General features: G+C 65.8%; 14 protein-coding genes. 7 read left to right on the plus strand and 7 right to left on the minus strand.

What is annotated here, in order from left to right:
• Positions 1-60 precede the first annotated feature (60 nt).
• Genes ACFC0O_RS35625 through ACFC0O_RS35645 form a run of 5 tightly spaced genes read left to right on the plus strand, consistent with a single transcriptional unit; the run spans position 61 to position 6,880 of the window.
• Positions 61-1,428 (plus strand): flavin-containing monooxygenase, encoded by a 1,368-nt coding sequence (locus tag ACFC0O_RS35625; protein WP_375965915.1) that lies wholly within the window; start codon positions 61-63, stop codon positions 1,426-1,428.
• Positions 1,429-1,444: 16 nt separating this feature from the next.
• Positions 1,445-2,593: a serine hydrolase domain-containing protein gene (locus tag ACFC0O_RS35630; RefSeq protein ID WP_375965917.1), complete on the plus strand. Its 1,149-nt coding sequence runs from the start codon at positions 1,445-1,447 to the stop codon at positions 2,591-2,593.
• A 60-nt stretch (positions 2,594-2,653) separates the two neighbouring features.
• Positions 2,654-4,312 (plus strand): class I adenylate-forming enzyme family protein, encoded by a 1,659-nt coding sequence (locus ACFC0O_RS35635; protein WP_375965920.1) that lies wholly within the window; start codon positions 2,654-2,656, stop codon positions 4,310-4,312.
• A 6-nt stretch (positions 4,313-4,318) separates the two neighbouring features.
• A complete protein-coding gene (locus ACFC0O_RS35640) occupies positions 4,319-6,070 on the plus strand; it encodes an amidohydrolase family protein (RefSeq protein WP_375965922.1) in 1,752 nt (583 codons plus the stop codon).
• A gap of 30 nt (positions 6,071-6,100) precedes the next feature.
• Positions 6,101-6,880 (plus strand): SDR family NAD(P)-dependent oxidoreductase, encoded by a 780-nt coding sequence (locus ACFC0O_RS35645; protein ID WP_375965925.1) that lies wholly within the window; start codon positions 6,101-6,103, stop codon positions 6,878-6,880.
• A gap of 53 nt (positions 6,881-6,933) precedes the next feature.
• Here the strand turns inward: ACFC0O_RS35645 and ACFC0O_RS35650 are convergent, their stop codons facing one another.
• The 5 genes from ACFC0O_RS35650 to ACFC0O_RS35670 form a co-directional block, all read right to left on the minus strand.
• The gene (locus ACFC0O_RS35650; protein WP_375965927.1) at positions 6,934-7,149 is read right to left on the minus strand and encodes a hypothetical protein; all 216 of its coding nucleotides are present in this window, start codon (positions 7,147-7,149) and stop codon (positions 6,934-6,936) included.
• Positions 7,150-7,308: 159 nt separating this feature from the next.
• A complete protein-coding gene (gene narI, locus ACFC0O_RS35655; protein WP_364639461.1) occupies positions 7,309-8,043 on the minus strand; it encodes a respiratory nitrate reductase subunit gamma in 735 nt (244 codons plus the stop codon).
• Complete coding sequence (narJ, locus tag ACFC0O_RS35660) at positions 8,040-8,720, minus strand: nitrate reductase molybdenum cofactor assembly chaperone (protein WP_375965929.1); 681 nt, start codon at positions 8,718-8,720, stop codon at positions 8,040-8,042. The genes narI and narJ overlap by 4 nt, the downstream gene beginning before the upstream one ends.
• Positions 8,717-10,399, minus strand: a complete 1,683-nt coding sequence (gene narH / locus ACFC0O_RS35665; protein WP_375966475.1) for a nitrate reductase subunit beta — start codon at positions 10,397-10,399, stop codon at positions 8,717-8,719. Before narH ends, narJ begins: the two co-directional genes overlap by 4 nt.
• 10 nt (positions 10,400-10,409) lie before the next feature.
• Positions 10,410-14,114 (minus strand): nitrate reductase subunit alpha, encoded by a 3,705-nt coding sequence (locus ACFC0O_RS35670; protein ID WP_375965932.1) that lies wholly within the window; start codon positions 14,112-14,114, stop codon positions 10,410-10,412.
• 368 nt (positions 14,115-14,482) lie between these two features.
• Here ACFC0O_RS35670 and ACFC0O_RS35675 point away from each other — a divergent pair, with 368 nt between their 5' ends.
• Positions 14,483-14,929: a YdeI/OmpD-associated family protein gene (locus ACFC0O_RS35675; protein WP_375965935.1), complete on the plus strand. Its 447-nt coding sequence runs from the start codon at positions 14,483-14,485 to the stop codon at positions 14,927-14,929.
• Here the strand turns inward: ACFC0O_RS35675 and ACFC0O_RS35680 are convergent.
• Complete coding sequence (locus tag ACFC0O_RS35680; RefSeq protein WP_375965938.1) at positions 14,889-16,490, minus strand: FAD-dependent monooxygenase; 1,602 nt, start codon at positions 16,488-16,490, stop codon at positions 14,889-14,891. The two genes, ACFC0O_RS35675 and ACFC0O_RS35680, sit on opposite strands and share 41 nt — an antisense overlap.
• A 46-nt stretch (positions 16,491-16,536) precedes the next feature.
• Between ACFC0O_RS35680 and ACFC0O_RS35685 the strand changes: the two genes are divergently transcribed.
• Positions 16,537-17,274, plus strand: a complete 738-nt coding sequence (locus tag ACFC0O_RS35685; protein WP_375965940.1) for a TetR/AcrR family transcriptional regulator — start codon at positions 16,537-16,539, stop codon at positions 17,272-17,274.
• Between the two features lie 80 nt (positions 17,275-17,354).
• On the opposite strand, the gene ACFC0O_RS35690 is transcribed toward ACFC0O_RS35685, so the two are convergent.
• Positions 17,355-19,667: an arylsulfatase gene (locus tag ACFC0O_RS35690; RefSeq protein ID WP_375965942.1), complete on the minus strand. Its 2,313-nt coding sequence runs from the start codon at positions 19,665-19,667 to the stop codon at positions 17,355-17,357.
• Positions 19,668-19,878: the final 211 nt, after the last annotated feature.

The raw sequence follows: 19,878 nt of genomic DNA on the forward strand, positions 1-19,878 counted from the left end.
TGTGTGTCACATCACGTCCGGCCGTGGAGTGTGACCTGCGGCCGAAGCCAGGAGAGTGCATTGGAAACACGCGAGTTGCCCAGGGTGTGCGTTATCGGCGCCGGCCCGTCCGGCATCACTGCCGCCAAGCGGCTTGCCGAGTACGGCATCCCCTTCGATTGCTATGAGGCTTCCGATCAGATCGGCGGCAATTGGTACTTCAAGAACCCGAACGGCATGTCGGCCTGCTATCAGAGCCTGCACATCGACACCTCCAAGTTCCGGCTGGCCTTCGAGGACTATCCGGCCCCGGATGAGTGGCCGGACTTCCCGCACCACACCCAGCTGCACCAGTACTTCAAGGATTACGTCGAGCATTTCGGCTTCGGCGATCGAATCATCCTGAACACCAAGGTGATCTCGGCCAAGCGCGATGCCGAGGGTCTGTGGCAGATCAGCACCGACACCGGCCGCACCGAAACCTATGACGTGCTGCTGGTGTGCAACGGCCACCACTGGGATCCGCGCATGCCGGACTACCCGGGTGAATTCGACGGTGTGCTCATGCATTCACACGCCTACAACGATCCGTTCGATCCGATCGATATGCGCGGCAAGCGGATCGTGGTCGTGGGCATGGGCAATTCGGGGCTGGATATCGCCACCGAGCTGTCGCAGAAGTTCATCGCCTCGAAGTTCTTCCTGTCCGCCCGGCGCGGTGTCTGGGTGCTGCCCAAGTATGTGAACGGCAAGGTCGGCGATAAGGCGTCGCTGCCGCCGTGGATGCCGAAGAAGCTGGGGCTCAAGCTGAAACAGCGCTTCGTGGTCAAGAATCGCGGCTATATGGAGGATTACGGCCTGCCCAAGCCGGATCATCTGCCGTTCGAGGCACATCCGTCCGCGAGTGAGGAATTCCTGCACCGCGCCGGTTGCGGCGATATCGACTTCAAACCCGCCATCACCCGCCTGGACGGCAAGAACGTGCATTTCGCGGACGGCAGCGTGGAGGAGGTGGATGTGGTGTTGTGCGCCACCGGATATCACATCAGCTTCCCGTTCTTCTCCGATGCGGAACTGGTGCCCGATGCGCGCAATATGATTCCGCTGTACCGGCAGATGATCAAGCCGGGCATCGACAATCTCTTCTATCTCGGCCTGGCCCAGCCCATGCCGACGCTGGTGAACTTCGCCGAACAGCAGTCCAAGCTGGTCGCCGCTTATCTGACCGGCAATTACCGGCTGCCGTCCGAGGCCGAGATGGCCGAGGCCATGCGCCTGGCCGAGGAGAAGCGCAGCGGTCAGTACTACGACTCGCCACGGCACACCATCCAGATCGAATTCGAGCCCTATGTGCGCGATCTCCAGCGCGAGCTGGCGCGCGGTGCGAAACGCGCCGCGGCACAGGGTCATGAGCTACCGGTCCCGGCCCGCGCGGCCGTCCGAGTCTGAGAAAGGGCGGATCGGAATGAGCAACGTGGCTGGATTCTGCGCCGACGAATTCGCCGATGTCCGTACGGCTTTCACCGAACAGGTGGAGTCCGGGGCGGAATTGGGCGCATCCCTGTGCATCACGGTCGAGGGCGATACCGTCGTCGATCTGTGGGGCGGGCACGCCGACCCCGAGCGCACCCGGCGCTGGGGTGCGGACACCCTGGTGAACGCCTTCTCGGTCACCAAGACCATGACCGCGCTCAGCGCCCTGCTGCTGGTCGATCAGGGCGCGCTCGATGTGCACGAGAAGGTGGCGCACTACTGGCCGGAGTTCGCGGCCAATGGCAAGGCCGATATCGAAGTGCGGCACCTGCTTTCGCACACCTCGGGTGTCTCGGGCTGGGAAGCCCCGATCGAAGTGCCCGATATCTACGAGCGGGAGTCGTCCACCGCGCGGCTGGCCGAACAGGAGCCGTGGTGGGAGCCGGGCACCGTCTCGGGCTATCACGCGCTCAACTACGGGCATCTGATCGGGGAGCTGATCCGCCGTATCGACGGCCGCACCCTGGGGAAGTTCTTCGCCGACGAGCTGGCCGGTCCGCTCGGCGCGGACTTCCATATCGGCGGGGCCGCACAGTATTCCGATCGCATCGCCACCCTGGTGCCGCCGGAGTATCCGGAGTTCGATCAATCGCTGCTGCCGCAGGACAGCGTCATGTACAAGACGCTGTTCCAGCCGCTGCTGGATTTCGAGATGTGCGGTACGCCGGAGTGGCGGGACGCCGAGATCGGCGGCGTGAACGGTCAGGGCAATGCCCGGTCGGTGGCGCGCATCCAGTCGCTGATCAGCAATGGCGGGGAGCTCAGCGGCCGGAAGTACCTGTCCGAGAAGACGATCGACCTCATTTTCGACGAGCAGACCGACGGTGTGGACCTGGCGATCCTGCTGCCGCTGCGTTTCGGTATCGGTTACGGCCTGCCGCACGCGCAGACGGTGCCGAATGTCCCGGACGGCCGGGTGTGCTGGTGGGGCGGTCTCGGCGGCTCCATGGTCGTCAACGATCTCGATCACCGGGTGACCTTCGCGTACACCATGAATCGCATGGCGCCCGGCCTGATCGGCTCCGACCGCGCGGACGCCTACCTGAAGGCGGCCTTCGCCGCGGTGCGGGGCGGCGCGTGAGCGCGCGGAGAAACGGCAATATCGGTACGCGGACCCACCACATACTCGAGGATCAGATTCATGACCAAAGCTGTTGACCTCCAAGCGCTCGCGGCGCAGATCGCCGGTGGCCTGACCGGTCCCGGCGGCCCGTTCGAGATCACCGTGGAACCGGTGCTCGGCGCGACCATTCCGGTATTCCGCAATCGGCGGCGCTCCCTGCTGGAACTGCTGGAGGATTCGCGCGAACTCGGCGACCGCGACTATCTGGTCACCGCCGATTCCCGGCTGACCTACGCCCAGCACTACGAGGCGGCGGGTGCGCTCGCCGCCGCACTGGCCGAACGCTACGGCGTCGGCAAGGGTGATCGGGTCGGCATTCTGGCCGCCAATACCCCCGAATGGGTGCTGACCTTCTGGGCCGCACAGCGTTTAGGCGCGATCCCGGTCGGCTACAACGCCTGGTGGGCCCCGCAGGAGATCGCCTACGGCATCGGGCACACCGAGCCGAAGGTGGTGATCGCGGACGCCAAACGGGCCGCGCTACTGGCGGATTCGGGCGCACAGGTGCCCGTCATCACCATGGAGAACGACCTTCCGGCGCTGACGGCGGAATTCGCGGGGCAGTACCCGACCGCCGAAGTGGCCGAGGAGGATCCGGCCTGCATCCTCTACACCAGCGGCACCACCGGCCGCCCCAAGGGCGTGGTGCACTCACAGCGGAATATGGTGGCGGTCAGCGACTATCACCGTTTCACCGATGCGCTGGCGGCGGGCTTCCGCGGACTGCAGTGGGATGGTTCGCCGACGAATCGGCGCTACCTCAACACCTCGCCGCTGTTCCATATCGCGAGCCTGCACAATCTGGTGATTCCCCGGCTCACCACCGGTGACGCCGTCATCTTCCACCGCGGCGGTTTCGACGCCGAGAAGATTCTGGGGCTCATCGAATCCGAGCGCATCACCAATTGGGCGGCGGTGCCGACCATGGCCAGCCGACTGCTCGATGTCGATGTCGCGCAATACGATCTGTCCTCGCTGTCGGCGCTGTCGCTGAACACCGCGCCGTCCTCGCCCGCCCTGCATCAGCGCCTGCGCGAGCGGGTGCCGGTGGCCCAGGTCGCGCTGACCACCAGCTACGGCTGCACCGAGAGCGGCACCGCCGCCACCGTGGCGACCCCGCCGGACCTGATCGCGAATCCGGAGACCGTGGGGCGGCCGATCGTCGGCGTCGCCATCGAAATCCGCGATGCCGAAGGCAAAGTCGTGCCGGACGGCACCGAGGGCGAGATCTGCGTGCGCAGCCCGTACGTCATGCTCGGCTACTACAACGATCCGGCCGCCACCGCCGCCTCCATCGATGAGAATCGCTGGCTGCGCACCGGTGACTTCGGCTTCGTCTCCGGCGGCCTGCTGCAAATGGCCGGGCGGCGTTCGGATCTCATTCTGCGCGGCGGCGAGAACGTCTACCCGGCCGAGATCGAGAACGCCCTGGACGAGCATCCGCTGGTGCGCGAATCCGCGGTGCTCGGCGTCCCGCACGAGGATCTCGGGCAGGAAGTCGCGGCCATTATCGTTGTCGCGGACCCGGATTCGGTCACCGAGGATGAGTTGCGCGATCACGTGGCGCAGCGGCTGGCGTACTTCAAGGTGCCCGCGCGCTGGCTCATCACCGCCGACGCCCTGCCGCGCAATGCGACCGGCAAGGTGCTGCGCCGCGAACTATCGCTGGGGGAGTGAATCACCGTGTACGACACCATCATCAAGGGCGGTCGCTGGTTCGACGGCACCGGCGCGCCCTCGGCCATCCGTGATATCGGCATCAGCGGCGGCCGGATCGCCGTGGTCAGCGCCACTCCGCTGGACGAAACCGATTGCGCGCGAGTGATAGACGCCGCCGGGCAGTGGGTGATTCCGGGCATGGTCGATATCCACACCCACTACGACGTGGAGGTGCTGCTGGATCCGACGCTGTCGGAATCGCTGCGGCACGGCGTCACCACGATTCTGCTCGGGTCGTGCTCGCTCTCGACCGTGCACGTCAACGGCTCCGACGCCGGTGACCTGTTCGGCCGGGTGGAGGCCATTCCGCGCAAACACGTGGTGGCGGCCGTCGACGGGCTCAAGACCTGGAACAGCGCGCACAGCTATGTGGCGGCGCTGGAATCGCTGCCGCTGGGCGCGAATCTCGCTGCCTTCATCGGGCATTCGGATATCCGGTCGGCGCAGATGGGCTTGGAGCGGGCCACCAGTCCCGATGTCACGCCCACCGAATCCGAGTTGCGGGCCATGGAACACAAGCTGTCCGAGGCCCTCGACGCCGGATTCGTCGGCATGTCGTCACAGCAGCTGCTGTTCGACAAACTCGACGGTGAGGTGTGCCGCTCGCGCACACTGCCCTCCACCTACGCCAAGCCGAAGGAACGGCGGCGGCTGAATCGCATTCTGCGCGAACGCAAGCGGGCGCTCCAGGGCGGTCCCGATGTGGCCCGCCCGCAGAGCCTGGTCGCCATGGCGGTGAGCAGTCTCGGCATCTTCCGGCCGAATCTGAAGGTCAGCCTGCTCTCGGCCGCCGATATCAAGGCGATCCCCGGTGTGGTGAAGGTCTTCCCGCTCATCGGCAAGGTCCTGAACCGGCTCGGCGGCGATTTCCGCTGGCAGCATCTGCCGGTGCCGTTCGAGGTCTACTCGGACGGCATCGATCTGCCGGTGTTCGAGGAATTCGGTTCCGGTGCGGCCGCTTTGCACCTGTCCAATCAGATCGACGAGCGACGCGAGCTGCTCGCCGACGAGAACTACCGGCGCTGGTTCCGCAGGGATTACGACAAGAAGTGGGGTCCGCGGGTCTGGCATCGGGATTTCTTCGATGCCGAGATCACCGAATGCCCGGACGCGAGCGTGATCGGCAAGACCTTCGGTCAGGTCGGCGTGGATCGCGGCGGCGTGCATCCGGTGGACGCCTTCCTGGATCTGGTGGTGGAGTACGGCCCCAAGGTGCGCTGGCGCACCACCATCTCCAATCACCGGCCCGAGGTGCTCGATCAGCTCGCCGCGGATCCCAGTGTGCAACTGGGCTTTTCCGATGCGGGTGCGCACCTGCGCAATATGGCCTTCTACAACTTCGGCCTGCGCCTGCTGCGGCGGGTCGATCGGGCGCAGCAGGCAGGCAAGCCGTTCATGACCGTGGAGCACGCCGTGCACCGCGTCACGGGCGAGCTGGCCGACTGGTACGACCTGGACGCCGGACATCTGCGCGTCGGTGATCGCGCCGATGTGGTGATCATCGATCCGGCGCACCTGGACGAGAGCCTGGACGCGTACGCGGAGAACCCGATTCCCGAGTACGACAACCTCTCTCGCATGGTCAATCGCAATGACGACACCGTCACCGCGGTCCTGGTGAACGGTGAGCACGTCTTCGGACTTGGCGAGAAATCCCCGGCCCTCGGGAAACAGCGCACCGGGCAGTTCCTGCGCGCCGGTCGGCGCGGGCAGTAGCGCATCAATGAGCAGATCAGGGAATTCACAATGAGCACAGCACGATTCGGTGGCAAGACCGCCGTGGTGACGGGCGCGGCCTCCGGTATCGGTTCGGCCATCGCCACCGCACTGGTGGCCGAGGGCGCGTCGGTCGTCGGCCTCGATATCGATGAGGCCGGTTTGCAGAAGAAGGTCGCCGAACTCGGCGACGCCTTCGTCCCGGCCGTGGCCGACGTAACGGTGGAGGCGCAGATCGCCGCCGGAATCGCCATTGCCGCAGAGCGTTTCGGCCGCCTCGACGCGGCGTTCAATGTGGCGGGCGGCTCCCGCATCGGCGCGGTTACCGATCTCGACGAATCCGATTGGGATTTCACCGTCGATCTGGTGCAGAAGAGCGTGTTCCTCTGCACCAAACACGAAGCGCGCCTGATGCGTGAGTCCGGTGGCGGTGCGATCGTCAACATCTCGTCGTTGGACGGCCGCGTGCCGATGCCGGGCGGCAGCGCCTATGCCACCGGTAAGGCCGGTGTGGTGATGTTCAGCAAGAACGCCGCATTGGAGTTGGCCCAGTACGGAATTCGAGTGAACTCGGTGCTGCCCGGCCTCGTCGACACCCCGCTGGTGGCGGCGGTCATGGGGTACGAACCGGCGAAACAGATGTTCCTGGACCGTATTCCGCTGGGTGCGGCGGCCACGGCGGAACAGGTCGCCGCGCCGTGCCTGTTCCTCGCCAGTGCCGACGCCTCGTACATCACCGGTACCGAACTGGTGGTGGACGGCGGCTGGGAAATCAGCAATTTCCCGAACCTGGCCAAACTCGCCGGGTAAATACGGTTACCCCTGCCGGTCATCAGAAATTCTGGTGACCGGCAGTTGCTTTTTCAATCCTTGGCGAGACCGTCCGGGCCGAGGCTGGCCGCGTCCAGACCCAGCATCTGCAGGAGGTATTCGCAATCGGCCGCGTCGAGTGCGTGCCCGGCGACCGTATGCCTGGCCTGCGCGTTCTGCTTGGCGCAGGCGGCCTTCTCCGCGGCGCGTGCCGCACCGAACTCACCCTGCTCATCGCGCAGGTTGGTGGTCTGGTTGATCAGGGTCATAGAAGTCTTCCCAGGCCGTGTCGGGTTGCCGTATCCGAATGAATCGGGTCAACACCGTCTATTCCTTACCCTACTTGGTGGCCGGAGTTATAGAAATGAGATCGCCCGGAAACGCGTTTGTCGCTTGTCACAAGGCAGGTCGACGGGGGTTTTCGCGAACTAGCGCGGCGGCAGCGATGAGGTTTCCCAGGCGCGGGCGAAGCGGCGCTTGTCGGCCGCGTTGGTCTCCTTGCTGCGGTAGACCACGTACGGGCGGGTCAGATAGCCGATCGGGGCGCTGAACATGTGCACCAGGCGGGTGTACGGCCAGATGCCGATCAGGGTCAGCACGATCAGCCCGTGCGCCTGGAAGGTCCAGGGCGTGCCGACCATGAGATCGGGCTGGGGATGGATGGAGAACAGGCTGCGGAACCACGGGGAGACGGTCTCGCGGTAGTTGTAGGTCCCCCACAGCAGATTGCTGCCGACCGTATTCAGCAGGCCGGTGATGAGCGCCCCGGCCAGCAGCACGTACATGACCTGATCGTTGCGGGTGGTGGCCTTGCGCACGGCGGTCACGGTGAGCCGCCGATACAGCAGGATGGCGATGCCGGCGATTACCGCGATACCCGCGACCGTGCCCGCCGAGACCGCCACCACGTGATACAGGTGCTCGGAGATGCCGACCGCATCGGTCCAGGACTCGGGGATGAGCACACCCAGCACATGCCCGCCGATCACCCCGAGCATGCCGAAATGGAACAGCGGACTGCCCAGGCGCAACAGCCGGGATTCGTAGACCTGCGAGGAGCGGGTGGTCCAGCCGAACTGGTCATTGCGGTAGCGCCACAGATGGCCCAGGGCGAAGGAGGTGAAGGCGACGTAGGGGAGCGTCAGCCAGAGGGCGGGGGTCATCGGCGGGCTTCCGATCCGGCGAAGGCCAGGGGGTCCATGGCGAAGGGTTCCAGGCCGACCTCTTCCTCGGGCGGACCCTGGGCGGCGAGTTCGGCGATGCGACGGCGATCGGCGGTGGTGACCGGCGGCAGCGTGCAGGTGACGGCGGTGAGAATGCCCGCGTACGGAGATCCGCTGTCGGACAGCGAAAGTCGCAGCAGCTCCAGCACCGGGACGTGTTCGCCGAGCAGCCGTTCACCCCCGATGGGGTCCACGGTGGCGGCGAATTCCAGCAGTACCGGCAGATGATCGGGCAGTTCCTGATCGCCGAGCTCGACACCCGCCTGACGGTAGGCGTGCTTGAAACGCAGCAGGGCCATACCGCGTTTGCGGGTGTCGCCGTAGGCGTAGAAGGTCAGGTGCAGGCTGGCGCGGCGGCGCATATCGAAGGTTTCGACATACTGCTGGGCCAGTGCGATGGGGGAGGTGGTGCGCAGGTGATCGAGGAAGCCCTCCAGGTGCGGGCGCACCGTGGGCGGCAATTCGGCTGCGGCGCTGGACAAATCGTCGAGCATGGCGAGGGTGCGCTCGTGTGGATAGTCCAGCAGCAGTGCCGCCAGCCGCCACACCAGATGGCGGTCCCGCTCGGAGAGCGCGATCACCGGTTCGGGGCGACGTCGCAGTTTCAGCAGGCTCATCGGCTCGCGCCCGTCGTAATCGGTTCGGGCACATCGTCGCCGGGAGGAGCGTCGCCGTTCGTGCCGTCGCCGTTCGTGCCGTTGGCGTTGCCGTTGCGGGTGGGCAGTAGGCCGTTGGCGTTCTTACCGTCCCAGTTCAGCAGGTTGACCCGGGTCGACTTCTCCTCCGGCGCAGCGCCATTGGTATCGGTGAGATGGAACTTCTCGGCCATCACATCGAACGCCGTCATTCCCGGCCCGCCGTCGGTGTCCAGCGAACACCCGGTGGCGAGCGAATCCAGTTCGTGCGCCCGCGATGTCGCGCCGTTGGGGATCACATAGCGGTGCTCGTATTTGGCGATGGCGAGCAGCCGGTACATGGCCTCGATCTCCTCGGGTTCGAGGTGCACCGAATCCGGAATCGCCATATCGGGTTCCTGCCCGAGATTGATCGACCGCATGAACGCGCGCATGCCCGCCAGTCGTTGCAGTGCATCGCGGACCGGGCCGATCTCACCGGCGGTGAACAATTCGGCGAGGTATTCCAAGGGAATTCGCAGGGCGTCGATCGCACCGAACAGGTTCGAGGCGTTCTCACCGTCGTGCCCGGTCTCGGACAGCACATCCACCACCGGTGACAGCGGCGGCACGTACCAGACCATCGGCATGGTGCGGTATTCCGGATGCAACGGCAGTGCGATCTTGTAGTCGACGATGAGCTTGTAGACCGGCGAATCCTGCGCCGCCTGAATCCAATCCGGAGAAATGCCAGAGGCCTCGGCCTCGGCGATCACGCGCGGATCATGCGGATTGAGGAACACCCCGAGCTGCGCCGGATACAGATCCTTGTCCTCGGTCACCGAACAGGCGTCGAGTACCGCGTCCGCGTCGTAGAGCATGACGCCGATGTACCGCAGCCGTCCCACACAGGTTTCCGAGCACACCGTCGGAATGCCGACCTCCACGCGCGGATAGCAGAAGGTGCACTTCTCCGCCTTGCCCGTCTTGTGGTTGAAGTAGATCTTCTTGTACGGGCAACTGCTCACGCACTGCCGCCAGCCGCGGCACTTGTCCTGATCGACCAGGACGATGCCGTCCTCGGACCGCTTGTAGATGGCCCCCGACGGGCAGGCCGCCGCGCAGGACGGGTTCAGGCAGTGCTCGCAGATGCGCGGCAGGTAGAACATGAAGGTCTGCTCGAATTCGAGCTTCACCTGTTCGGACAGCTTGGCCAGCAGCGGGTCCTTACCGACCTGCTCCGGGCCGGAACCGAGCGAGTCATCCCAGTTCGCGCCCCAGGTGACGTCCGTATCCTCGCCCGTAATAAGGGATTTGGGCCGCGCCACCGGGGTGGTGTCCATCTGCGGTGCGGACAGCAGATTGTCGTAGTCGTAGCTCCACGGGTCGTAGTAGTCCGACACGGTGGGCAGATCCGGGTTGGCGAAGATATTGAGCAGCCGCTTCATCCGGGACCCGGATTTGAGGGTGAGGCGGCCCCGCTTGTTCAGGGTCCATCCGCCCTTCCACTTCTCCTGATCCTCGTAGCGGCGCGGATACCCCTGTCCCGGACGGGTTTCCACATTGTTGAACCACACGTACTCGGTGCCCGCGCGATTGGTCCACGCCTGTTTGCAGGTGACCGAACAGGTGTGACAGCCGATGCATTTGTCGAGGTTCATCACCATCGCCAGCTGTGCCATGACGCGCATATCAGTACTCCACTTCTTGGCTGCGCCGACGGATGGTGGTGACCTCATCGCGCTGATTTCCGGTGGGCCCGTGGTAGTTCAGCGCGAAGGACTGCTGGGCGTACCCGCCGATGAGGTGCGAGGGCTTGATCATGATGCGGGTGAGCGCGTTGTGGATACCGCCGCGCTTGCCCCGGCCCTTGAATTCCGGTGCGCCCTCGGCATTCTCGGCCGGTCCCTCGATACGCGGCACATTCACCGCGCGGTCCTGGGCGTGATACATGAATACGGTGCCCTCGGGCATGCGGTGCGAGACGATGGCGCGGGCGACGACCACGCCGTTGCGATTGACGGCCTCGATCCAATCGTTGTCGGCCACACCGATTTTGGCGGCGTCGACCTCGGACATCCAGATGGCCTGCCCGCCGCGCGAGAGCGTCAGCATATGCAGGTTGTCCTGATAGGCCGAGTGGATGGACCATTTGGAGTGCGGCGTCAGATACCGCACGGTGACGCCGTTCTCGCTCACCTTGCCGATGCCGGGCTCACTGAACAGCGCCGTCATATCCAGGGGCGGCCGGTAGATCGGCAGCTGTTCGCCGAGTTCGATCATCCAGTCGTGGTCGAGGTAGAAGTGCTGCCGCCCGGTGAGGGTGTGCCAGGGCTTGAGCCGCTCGGTATTGATGGTGAACGGGGAGTACCTGCGCCCGCCGGTCTCACTGCCGGACCATTCCGGTGAGGTGATGACCGGCACCGGCCGAGCCTGGGTGTCCGCGAACGTGATTCGCTTACCCTCGTGTTCGGCGGCCAGATCGGCCAGTTGGGTGCCGGTGCGCTTCTCCAGTTCGTGGAAGCCCTCCACCGCGAGCCTGCCGTTGGTGGTGCCGGACAGCGCCAGAATGGCCTCGGCGGCGTGGATGTCCTTGGCCAGGGACGGACGCCCCTGTGCCACACCGGAAACCACGGTGCCGTTCATACCCTTCAGGTACTCGACCTCGGCGTCGGGAACCGTCGTGACGCCCTTGGTGGTCAAGCCCATGCGCTCCACGAGTGGACCGAGCGCCGCCATCTTCTCCGCGACATTCGGGTAATCCCGTTCCACCACCACGATTTTGGGCATGGTGACGCCCGGAATCGGCTCACATTCGCCCTTCTTCCAATCCAGCACCCGGCCACCGGCCTGTGCCAGCGCATCGGCGCTGTCGTGCTGGAGCGGTACCGCGACTATGTCCTTGCGCACGCCCAGATGCTTTTCCGCGAGCCAGGAGAAGCCGCGCGCGATGCGGTGGAACGCCTCGAAATCGGTGCGCGCCTCCCACGGCGGCGAGATGGCGGGGGTGAAGGCGTGCACGAACGGGTGCATATCCGTGGAGGACAGATCGTGCTTCTCGTACCAGGTGGCGGCAGGCAGCACGATATCGGAGAACAGCGTGGTGCTGGTCATCCGGAAGTCAAGGGAGAGCAGCAGATCCAGCTTCCCGGTGGGCGCTTCCTCGCGCCATTCCAGTTCCTGCGGGCGCACCCCGGTGGCCTCGGCGGTCTGGAGATTCGAATCCGCGCCCAGCAGGTGTTTGTGGAAGTACTCGTTGCCCTTACCGGAGGAGCCGAGCAGATTCGCGCGCCAGACGGTCAGCACGCGCGGGAAGTTCTCCGGGGCGTCCGGGTCCTCGCAGGCGAAGCGCAGCTCACCGGATTTGAGGCCGTCGACCACGTAATCGGCGGCGGACTTGCCCGCGGCCTCGGCCTCATCGGCGAGGTCCAGGGGATTGCGATTGAGCGTCGGGTAGGACGGCATCCAGCCCAAACGTGAAGCGAGCGCGATATTGTCGGCCGCCGTGCGCCCGGAGAAGGTGCCCTTGCCCAGTGGGGAAGCGAACGCCTCGGAGGTGAACGGGTCGTACCGCCACTGGTCATTGGTGAGGTACCAGAACACGGTGCCCTGCATCTGGCGCGGGGGGCGCTGCCAGTCCGAGGCGAAAGCCAGTGTGGACCAACCGGTTACGGGTCGGCACTTCTCCTGGCCGACGTAATGCGCCCAGCCGCCGCCGTTCACGCCCTGGCAGCCGGTGAGCAGTGTCAAGGTGAAGAAGGCGCGGTAGATCTGATCGGAGTGGAACCAGTGGTTGGTGCCCGCGCCCATCAGGATCATCGAGCGCCCGCCGGAACGGTCCGCGTTATCGGCGAATTCGCGTGCGATGCGCTCGGCCTGTTTGGCGGGGACGCCGGTGATGGTCTCCTGCCAGGCGGGCGTGTACGGCTCGCTCGGATCGTCATAGCCGGTCGGCCAGCTGCCGGGCAGGCCGGGGCGGGCGACGCCGTACTGCGCCAGCAGCAGATCGAACACCGTCGTCACCCGTTTACCCGCGATGACGGTGGTCGGCACGCCGCGGGTGAGGACCTCCGCTGACGGCCCGTCGAATCGTGGGAACTGCACGGCCGCAGCGTCATCGGTGCGGCCGTGCAGGGTCAGCAGGGGATCGACATCCCCGAGATCGAGGTTCCATTTGCCCTTACCCGCCTCGGTGAAGCGGTGGCCCAGGGAACCATTGGGCACCCGCGGATTTCCGTCCGCGTCCAGCAACACCGGCTGGAATTCGACGCTCTCCCCGGTGATTCCGAGATCGGCGGCGGTCAGGAATTTGCCGGGCACCGCGACGCCGTCCTTATCGTCCAGCGCGATGAGGTACGGCAGATCGGTATAGCGCTTGATGTAGTCGTCGAAACGCTCGGTTCGCCTGTCCACGAAGAACTCTCGCAGCACCACGTGGCCCATGGCCATGGCGAGCGCGGCATCGGTGCCGGGGCGCGCGGGCACCCATTCATCGGCGAATTTGGTGTTGTCGGCGTAGTCGGGGGAGACCACCACGACCTTCTGGCCGCGATAGCGCGCCTCGGTCATATAGTGCGCGTCCGGGGTGCGGGTGACCGGGACATTGGAGCCCCACATGATCAGGTATCCGGCATCGAACCAGTCCGCGGATTCGGGCACGTCGGTCTGATCGCCGAACACCTGCGGGGACGCCACCGGCAGGTCCGCGTACCAGTCGTAGAACGACAGCATGGAACCGCCGATGAGCGAAATGAACCGCGCCCCAACGGCATGCGAGACCATCGACATGGCCGGAATGGGGGAGAAGCCCGCCACCCGGTCCGGGCCGTACTTCTTGATGGTGTGCACATGTGCGGCGGCGGCGATCTCGGCGGCCTCCCACCATTCGGCGCGCACGAAGCCGCCCTTACCGCGCGCGGACTTGTAGGTCTCGGCGGTCTCGGGATCCTCGACAATGGATTCCCACGCCAGCACCGGATCCTTCAGCCGTGTCTTGGCATCGCGGTACAGCTCCAGCAGCACCCCGCGCACGTACGGATACCTAATGCGCGCGGGCGAATACGTGTACCAGGAGAAGGACGCGCCACGCGGGCAGCCGCGCGGCTCGTACTCCGGCTTGTCCGCGCCGACGGACGGGTAGTCCGTCTGCTGCGACTCCCAGGTGATCACGCCGTCCTTGACGTAGATCTTCCACGAGCACGATCCGGTGCAGTTCACACCGTGCGTGGACCGCACCACCTTGTCGTGCGACCACCGATCCCGATAGAACTCGTCCGCATCGCGCCCACCCACCTGATGCAGGGTGCGCAAATCGCCGGAGACCTCACCGCGCTGGAAGTATTTACCCAATCGGAGCAGTGCATCGCCGGACGAAGTTCCGGTGTGCGGGTTAGCCATGACGCCCCTATCGAGAGTGAAGAACCGGGCTGCTGGCTCGACTGTAAAGAGGTGCGAGCGGGTGGCAAAACGGTTGTCTCACAATGCGCTGACCCCCATTGTGAGCTGTGAGGTCGGCGCAACCTGGTGGTCACTGGCGGGTTGCGACGTAAGAGGATGTGATCCACACCCACCTGCGGAAATGTCCTTCTTGAGGGTAAATAGCCGCGCTACACAAGGGTTTTCGGGCGCTCGCGGTGATGCTTCGGAAACGGCCGGTTCTCTCGCGGTTTACATTTGTTAACAGAAGTTCGAAGCGAAATCCGATTGCTATCGGATCGCTGGTGAATATCCCGCGTACTCGCGAGCGCCTCGAATAGCATGCGCTCATGCACCGATTCGAGGGCGTGATCCACGAAGCCACCGGCGGCGGCGCGTATATCCCCATTCCCGCCGACGTCATCGCGGCGCTCGGCGGTGGGGGCCGTATCCCGGTCCGCGCCACCTTCGACGGCATCGCGTACACCGGATCGATCATGTCGATGGGAGATGGGCCGTGCCTCGGAATCCGCAAAGGCATTCGCGCCGAGCTGGGTAGGGGGCCGGGCGACACGGTGACCGTGACGGTCGAGCGCGATACCGCCGAACGGACCGTCGAGGTGCCCGATGACCTGGCCGCCGCGCTCGCGGACGCGGGCGTGCGGGACGCCTTCGACGGACTGTCCTATACGAATAGGCGGGAGCTGGCCACCGGAGTCGCCGAGGCCAAGCGGCCGGAGACGCGGGCCAAGCGCATTACGAAGGCAGTCGATGCCGCGCGGGAGCGCGGTCGATGAGCTCCAGGGTGGTGCGCAGCGCCGTCGCCGGATCGGCGGGCAATTCCGGTGCGCGCCACCCGACTATCTGATCGGGACGGATGAGCAGTGCGCCCGATGCGGTGAGACCCGCTGTGACGCAGTAGTTTTCGTCGATCTCGTAGCTGTCGATGCCCGCCTGCTCGGCTGCCGCGCGCCATGCGCTGCCCGCCGGTCCGGTGAGCAGGACGTACTCGGTGCCGATCAGGTCGAGCGTCGATCGGCCCGGGTTCGGGAACGCGTGCGGCATACGCGTGCCCGGCTGACCGCTCGTATCCAGCCGCGTCATGGTGTGCGCGCTCGCGTCGTCGATGAACGCGCCTGCGGGATAACGGTTTCCGAGAATCAGCGCGATCGGATCGGCCAGCGGGGTGCCGTCGGTCGACTCCCTGGTCATGGTGCGCAGACTGAGGGTGCGAATGCTCGACTGATCGGCGATGAACCAGCCGACGGGATGCCGTTCGGAGTGATAGGTGTCCAGTAGTGCCGGATCGGCGCTGCCGCGCAGGACGCGTGCCAGCTTCCACGCGAGGTTGTGCGCGTCCTCGATACCGGTATTCGCTCCGGCCGCCGCGAAGGGCGGCATGACGTGCGCCGCGTCCCCCGCCAGGAAAACCCGCCCCGAGCGGAACGTGTCCGCTACGAACATCCCGGGCTCCCAGGGCAATACGCTCAGCACCTCGATATCGATATCGGGTACGCCGATGGCGATCCGGAGGGCTTCCGGCCAATCCCGCGCCGGCCGGTCGACGCCGACGCCGCTGGTGAAAATCCATCGCCGAGTACCGTCGACGGAGGCGAAAGCCCCTGGCACGCGGTCATTCTCGATCTGACAGAGATTGAATTCTCGCCCGCGCACCAGCTCGCCGAGGTCCGCTCGGAAGTACACGTTCACCGCGCTGCCGAGCGTGCCGCGCCCACCGCGGGTAATCCCGAGCCGCTCCCGGATCGGGCTGTTCGCGCCGTCGGCGGCGATCAGATAGTCGGCGTCGAGGGTGTCCATCGCGCCCCCGGCGGTGCGCACGATCGCACGAATGCCGGGACCGCCATCCCGGGGGACGCTCGGTAGATCGTTCGCGTGCGCGGCGTCGCCCCGGCCGTGGTGCTCACGGAAGTCCATGAGTTCCACCCCGAACCGGATATCGGCCCCGCGCGCCTCGGCGATCTCCCGCAACACCGGTTCGAGCAGATCCTGTGCGCACAGGCACGCCCCCGCCGGGGTGATCGCGTCCCAATCCGGCATCCCGCCCGGAAACATCACCGGTAGCCGCTCGGCCTCGGCGAGCGTCGGCCCCGCCGCCATCGCCTGATGATTCGCCAGGTCCCGTGCCGCGTCGAAGACCTGATCGGCGATCCCGAGCTGGCGGAACAGCTCCATCGTCCGGAGATTGATACGCCGCGCCTTCGGCTGGGGAGAGGTGGTGGCCCGCCGCTCGACCAGTGTCACCTCGACCTCGTGCTGCCGCAGGAACAGCGCGGCGCACAGCCCGACCAATCCGCCGCCGACAATCAGAACCCGGGGTGCGTGTACGTCGTACATCATGTGTACGTTGTACACGAATGGTTGAATTCGTCGCAAGGAGGTGACCGTGACCGACGACCAATCCCCACCCGGCCAACTGATCTGGACGCTGCCCGAACCCCCGGGCCGACCGACCACCACGCTGAGCCGCGCCGATATCCTGCGCGCCGCGCTGACCATCGCCGACGCCGAAGGCGCGGCCGCGCTGACCATGCGCCGGGTGGCCACCGCCGTCGGCGCGTCCACCCCCATGTCGCTCTACCGCTACGTCGGCAGCAAAGACGGCCTCGTGGACCTCATGATTGACACGGTCTACGCCGAAATCCCTTTACCCCCAACGACTTCCGATTGGCGCGCGACTCTGGAGCGGCTATCCCTCGACACCTGGGCCGTCATCCAGCGCCACCTCTGGTTCGGTCACCTGGTGCACACCCGCCCGCCCTTCGGTCCGAATGCCCTGCGCTACTTCGACTTCCGCTTCGCCCTACTGGAATCGCTCGGCATCTCCGCCGATGACATGACCCGCATCACCAACGCCATCGACGGGCACCTGATCGGCACCGCGCTGCAACTGGCCGAGGAAATGCGCATGCGCACCCGCACCGGCCTGCACACCGACGCCCAACTCGACGCGGTCGCCACCCCGTTCCTGCAACCCACCCTCGCGGCAGGCAATCACCCCGCCTTCGCCCGCTGGCTGGACAACCGCACGGTCGCGGGCACCATCGATACCGAAGGTCCGGTGGCCTGGACGCTGGCCGCACTGCTGGACGGAATCACCGATCGGCTCGATCTCCCGAAATAGCTATGACGCAAGACATCTGACGAACAGCGGATACGACGCAGGCCCGCACGATCACGTGCGGGCCTGCGGTCTGCCGGTCGCTATTCGGCGATCAGTTCGGCTTCGGAGTCCAGTGCGCGCTGGGTGTCCTCGTCGACGCCGATCGCGCCCGGGCGGTAGGTGACCGAGCGGAGGTCGCCGGTGTAGCGGAAGACGCCGCGGCGGTCGCGCAGGTCCCAGTCGACGGGGCCGCGGGAGTCGAGGCCGACGGAGATGCCGGTCCACGGAGCCATGCCGACGAGTTGGACCTGGTCGGGGAGGTGGGCGGCGCGGACGCCGTCGATGCCGATGGTGAAATCCCAGCGCAGATGCGGGCGGACCACCGCCGAGACCGTGAAGTGCCGGCTGCCTTCGGGAATCGCCCCCGCGTCGACGGTGGTGTAGCGGCCGTAGGCGTTGTAGCCGAAGAACAGGCGACCGTTCTCGACGAAGAGCAGGTAGCCGCCCTGGGGGTCGCCGTGTGCGACCAGGACGCCCTCGTCACCGGGCCGATAGCCCGCCACCTCGACGGCAATCGTGAAGTCGCGGTAGGCGATCAGGCGCTGCGAGCGGTAGCGCTCCAGGGTGGGGGTGCCGGGCAGGATGCGGACGCGTTCGCCGAATCGCGCCTCTTCCGGACGGCGCGTGGCCAGATCCTGGCGGGTGACGAGCGGGAAAACCGTGTTGTGCCAGGCGGCGTCGTCCCAGGCCGCGGAGAGCTCGGCCACCTTCTCCGGGAATCGCTCGGAGAGGTCGTGCAATTCGGTGGGATCGGTGCGCACGTCGAACAGCTGCCAGCGCGGATTGTCCACGCCGCGTGCGGGTTCGGCCAGGGCCAGCAGTTTCCAGCCGTCGCGGTAGAAGCCGCGGTGGCCGGTCATCTCCGAATACTGTTCGACATGCCGGGAGACGGCCCGCTGATCGCGCAGCACCTCGATCGCCGAGATGCCGTCGAATTCCTTGGCGGGCAAGCCATTACGCACCGACGGGCGTTCCAGTCCCGCGAGCTCGAGCAGCGTCGGGGTCAGATCGGTGATGTACGTGTACTCCTGGCGAATGCCGTTGTCGTCCTCGGTGCGCGGCAGGCCCTTGGGCCAGGACAGCAGGAACGGGACGCGCACGCCGCCCGCGAAGGTCTGACCCTTGTAGAAGCGGAACGGGGTGTTGGACGCCTGGCCCCAGCCGCGCGGATAGTGCACGCCGAGCTTGGCGCTGCCGATGAGTTCGTCATCGTGCGGCACATCGCGTTCCCAGTCCGGCTCATCCACCTGCGCGAATTGCGCGAAGTAGGTGCGGGTGCCCTCCGGGCCGCCCTCGGCGGTGCCGCCGTTGTCGGAGGTGAAGACGATGATCGTATTGTCGAGTTCGCCGAACTGCTCCAGGGTTTCGACGATGCGGCCCAGGCTCTGGTCGATGCTGTCGACCATGCCCGCGTACACCTCCATGTACCGCTCGAAGCGGGACTGCTGTTCGGGCGTCAGCGAATCCCATTCCTGCGCTTCATAACCGGGCTCGGTATTGCGCGGCTTCTGCTGTGTGCCCTCGGGGAACAGGCCCTGTGCGAGCTGGGAGGCGAATCGGCTCTGCCGCAGGCGATCCCAGCCCTCCTTGTACCTACCGCGATACTTGGCCAGGTCTTCCGGCTTGGCCTGCAACGGCCCGTGCATGGCGGTATGCGCGAAGTACAGGAAGAACGGCTTATCGGCGTCGTGCGCGCGCAGTTCCTTGATATAGCCGATGGCGCGATCGGTGTAATCGTCGGTGAGGTAGTAGCCTTCCGGATACTCCTCCACATCCACCGGTGAGCTGTCCGAGACCAGCTGATTCGGGTGGTAGAAGGAGTTCAGCCCCTCCAAAGACCCGTAGTACCGGTCGAATCCGCGCTGGGTCGGCCAGGAATCGCGATTCGCGGCCGGATGCAGCGTGGCATCGCGCACCAGATGCCATTTACCCACCGCGTAGGTGGCATATCCATTGCCGCGCAGGATCTCCGGCAGCGTCAGCACATCATCGGCAAGCTCGAGCCGCAGCCCCGGATAACCGGGATCGGCATTGGCGACGAAACCGAATCCGGCGCGATGCGAATTCACGCCCGTCAGCAGCGCGGCCCGCGACGGCGAGCACAGCGGGGTGGTGTGGAAGTTGGTGAGCCGCAGACCATTAGCGGCAATGCGATCCAGCGTGGGGGTGTCGATCTCGGAGCCGAACGGGCCGATATCGCTGAAACCCATGTCGTCGACCAGCACCACGATGATGTTGGGCGCACCGGCCGGGGCGGTCGGCGGGTAGATCCACTCCGGTGTCGAATCGGCGGTGGTGCGGCCGATTTCACCGGCGAAGTTCTCGTAACCACGAGCATGAGGGGGAACAGGCATTCTCTCAGCAAAGATCCGGTTGCGCCGTGTCGGCCAGGGTTTCGCGCACGCTGCGCACAACCGGTGATCGACTGCTCACCCGCTGTTAGCGTCGCCGCATGCACACCAGTCGCTTCTGCACGCCCAGCACCGGAATCATCCGGCCCGCTCGGGTGCTGTGCTGTCGACCCTGTGCCTGACGCGCCCGGCCCGCGCGTATTCCGCATTTCTG

It is taken from the genome of Nocardia sp. NPDC056100, from assembly GCF_042266325.1.
Taxonomy (GTDB): Bacteria; Actinomycetota; Actinomycetes; order Mycobacteriales; family Mycobacteriaceae; genus Nocardia.